The organism is Nocardioides sp. (assembly GCF_024509035.1).
Classification (GTDB): Bacteria; Actinomycetota; Actinomycetes; order Propionibacteriales; family Nocardioidaceae; genus Nocardioides.
This window is the reverse complement of record NZ_JANINT010000221.1, coordinates 1-3,436: the sequence shown is the minus strand read 5'-3', so window position 1 is coordinate 3,436 and position 3,436 is coordinate 1. Positions and strand designations below refer to the sequence as shown.

At 72.2% G+C, this 3,436-nt stretch carries 4 protein-coding genes; 1 reads left to right on the top strand and 3 read right to left on the bottom strand.

The window, feature by feature from the left end:
- Positions 1-650, bottom strand: a 650-nt coding sequence (locus tag Q0L15_RS15690; RefSeq protein ID WP_296605388.1) for a glucosyl-3-phosphoglycerate synthase, incomplete at its 3' end; no start/stop codon positions are given.
- A 77-nt stretch (positions 651-727) separates the two neighbouring features.
- Here Q0L15_RS15690 and Q0L15_RS15685 point away from each other — a divergent pair.
- The gene (locus Q0L15_RS15685; protein ID WP_296605387.1) at positions 728-1,351 is read left to right on the top strand and encodes a TetR/AcrR family transcriptional regulator; all 624 of its coding nucleotides are present in this window, start codon (positions 728-730) and stop codon (positions 1,349-1,351) included.
- A 119-nt stretch (positions 1,352-1,470) separates the two neighbouring features.
- On the opposite strand, the gene Q0L15_RS15680 is transcribed toward Q0L15_RS15685, so the two are convergent.
- Both Q0L15_RS15680 and galE read right to left on the bottom strand, forming a co-directional pair.
- The gene (locus Q0L15_RS15680; protein WP_296605386.1) at positions 1,471-2,238 is read right to left on the bottom strand and encodes an N-acetylmuramoyl-L-alanine amidase; all 768 of its coding nucleotides are present in this window, start codon (positions 2,236-2,238) and stop codon (positions 1,471-1,473) included.
- On the bottom strand, positions 2,235-3,239 hold the full coding sequence (galE, locus tag Q0L15_RS15675) for a UDP-glucose 4-epimerase GalE (protein ID WP_296605385.1): 1,005 nt from the start codon (positions 3,237-3,239) through the stop codon (positions 2,235-2,237). The genes Q0L15_RS15680 and galE overlap by 4 nt, the downstream gene beginning before the upstream one ends.
- Between the last annotated feature and the right edge of the window lie 197 nt (positions 3,240-3,436).

Sequence of the window (3,436 nt, the reverse complement as noted above, 5' to 3'; positions counted from 1 at the left end):
AGCTCCACGGCGTACCCGGTCGGCACGCTGAGCTGCTCGAACAGGCTCCGGCGTACGGCCCACTCACCGGCCAGCGGCTGGTGCAGCCCGGCGAGCTCGGGGAACAGCAGCCGGATCAGCGGCCGCGCGACGAGCTCGGTGACCCGGCCGCCCTCGAAGGGCACGGCCTCGTTGCCGGAGACCATCGGGCGCTCGTAGAAGCCCTTGACGAGCGCGACCTCGGGGCGGGTCAGCAGCGGTCCGAGCAGGCCGGGCACGAAGTGGGTGTCCCAGTCGAGGAGGTCGGCGTCCATGAACACCAGCACGTCGCCGGTGGTGACGAACAGCGACTTCCACATCGCCTCGCCCTTGCCGGGCACGCTGCCCAGGTCGGGGCGGATCTCCGCCGCGCGGTGCACGACCGCGCCGGCGTCGGTGGCCACGGCGTAGGTGTCGTCGGTGGAGTCGGAGTCGATGACCACGATCTCGTCGAGCAGCGCGACGGTGTCGACCAGGGCCTCGCGCACCCGGGAGACGACGTCGCCGACGGTCGCGGCCTCGTTGCGGGCGGGGACGACCAGGCTGACCGTGTGGCCCGCCTTGGCCCCCATGAGGTCGGCGAGGGTCCAGTCGTCCCAGTGATGGGTGTTGCGCTCGCCCCAGACCGACACGCGGTCGAGCGTAGCGAGCGGGCCCCCATCGTCGGCGATCCTCCCCTTTCCGGGCGGATTCTGAGGTTCAATCAGCCATGTCCACCTCACAGGGGTCCACGGGGGAGCCTCGGCGGAGTCGCGGTCGACCGCGCACGCCGGGAGCGGAGCAACGCATCATCGATGCGGCGCTCGAGGAGTACGGCGAGCACGGCTGGTCCGGGTTCACCATGGACGGGGTCGCTCGCCGCGCGGGCGTCGGGAAGTCGACGGTCTACCTGCGCTGGCAGGACAAGGACGCGCTGCTGACCGACGCCGTCAGCGCGTCCAGCGACACCCTCGGCAACGTCGACACCGGCTCGTTGCGCGGCGACCTGCGCGCGCTGGCGGTCAACCTGTTCCGCCACTACCGCGATCCGGCCGGCTGGGCGGGACTGCGCGTGGTCATCGACGCCGCCGGCGCGCCCGAGCAGCTGGGCGGGTTCACCCAGGCGGTGACCGAGGTCCAGGTCGACTGGGTGGTCCAGATGGCCGAGCGCGCGGTCGCCCGCGGCGAGCTGGCAGCGGACTACCCGCCGGTCGAGATGGGGCAGTGCATCTACGGCTCGGTGATCGTGCAGACGCTCACCCGCCGCCTCGACGGCCGCACCCTGACCGACGAGGAGATCGAGACCCGCGCCTCCGCCCTGGTCGACCTGGTCCTCGACGGCGCCACCACCTGAGCCGACCTGCGTCGGTCGTGCCTTCCGGGCGCCTCAGCGACACACCTGACGTATCTGTCCTCTCGCCGCACCCGGGACGACAGATGCGTCTGGTGCGTGCGAACTCCGGGCCGGGGCAGTCAGCCGAGGTAGCGGCGGACGGCGGTGGCGAGGGCGCGGGCGTAGGTGGCGCGGCCGGAGGGGGTGGTCATCCGGTGGGCGTCGCGGGGGTTGCGCATGTTGCCGAGCTCGACCATCACGGTGGGGACGTCGGAGAGGTTGAGGGTGCCGAGGTCGGAGCGGAAGTCGAGGCCGTCGCCGCCGGCGATGTAGTTGGCCACCGGCACGCCCCGGGCGCGCAGCGCGGCGCGGGTGTCGAGGGCGAGCCGACGGGACGGGCGGAAGATGTCGTGGGTCCACGGGCGCCGGTCGGTGGGAGCGATCACGTGGAAGCCGCGGGCGCCGGCGGCGTACGAGCCGTCACCGTGCAGGCTGATCTTGAGGTCGGCCTCGACGGCGTTGCCGGCGCGGCCGCGCTCGTCGACGCACGGGCCCCAGCGGTCCTGGCGGTTGGCGTTGCGCGTCAGCTTCACGGTCGCGCCGAGCTTCTGCAGCCGCGCCTGGACGAGCCGCGTCACCTGCCAGGCGAACGTCGCCTCGGGGTAGCCGCCGTTGGTGGCGGTCCCGGTGGTGTTGCACGGCTTGCGGAAGCCGCCGGCCGGCACCAGGCGGTTGATGCGCCGCGGGAAGTTGTGGTTGCCCAGCTGGTGGCCGGGGTCGAGGACGACCACCCGACCCTCCAGCGGCTTCACGGCGCGCGCGGTGAGCTCAGCCCGTTCGGCGTACGCCGGCGTGGCGAGCCCCCCGAGCAGGAGGACCGCCGCCAGGACGGCGAGGCCGGACCTCACTCGTAGCCCAGGATCTCCTGGCGCTTGGCGCCCCAGGCCAGCGCGGAGGCGATCGCGTCGTCGAGCGAGAGCTCCGTGCGCCAGTCGAGCAGCTGCCGCGAGCGGTCGACGTTGGCGAACGCGCCGACGGCGTCGCCTGGCCGCGGCGGGGCCTCGGTGACCGGCACCTCGGAGCCGAAGACGTTCTCGAACGACTTCACCAGCTCGCGCACGGTGACACCGGAGCCGGTGCCGACGTTGATGATCACGCTCGGCTCGCCGGCCGCCTCGATCACCTCGTCGAACCGCTCGACCGCGCGGACGTGCGCGCGCGCCAGGTCCCAGACGTGGATGTAGTCGCGGATGCCCGTGCCGTCGCGGGTGGGGTGCTCGGTGCCGGTGATCGTGAAGGAGTCCTTCTGGCCGCGGGCGGCCATCACCAGCTGGCCCAGGACGTGCGAGGGCTCCTTGGCGTAGATGCCGGACTCGAGGTCGGGGTCGGAGCCGATCGGGTTGAAGTAGCGCAGGATGATCGCGCGCAGCTCGGTGGCCGCCGCCATGTCCTGGAGGACCTCCTCCATCATCCGCTTGGTGCGGGCGTACGGCGAGGTCGGCTCGAGCCGGTCGCCCTCGGAGACCTCGAACTCGTCCTTGAGCGCGTAGATCGACGCCGAGGAGGAGAACAGCACCCGGCCCTTGCCGAGCGCGTTGAGCTCGTCGAAGAGCTCGAGCGACTTCGCGACGTTGTCGCGGTAGTACTCGTAGGGCTTCTCGACCGACTCGGGCACCACGATGCGCGCGGCCATGTGGATGGTCGCGTCGATGTCGGGGTGCTCCTCGACGATCCGGCGCACCAGCGCCCGGTCGGCGATGTCGCCCTCGTAGAAGATCCGGTCGCGCACGAACACGAGCGGTCCGGTCAGCAGGTTGTCGAGGATCACCGGCGTGTGGCCGGCCTCCTCGAGGGCCTTCGCAGTGGTCGAGCCGATGTAGCCGGCGCCGCCGGTGACGAGAACCTTCATGCCCTCCACCCTAGAGGCCCCCGCCGGTCTGGACCGGAGCGGTCGCGGCTCAAGCGGCGCCGCCCCGCGCCGATACACGTCATATGACGAGGACCATGCCGGAGGCGTGGCAGCGCACCCAGCACGCCGCACCGGACCCGCTCACCGCGGCCGCTTCCTGGGCCGACGTCATCGAGCTGCGCCCCGAGGGCTGGCGG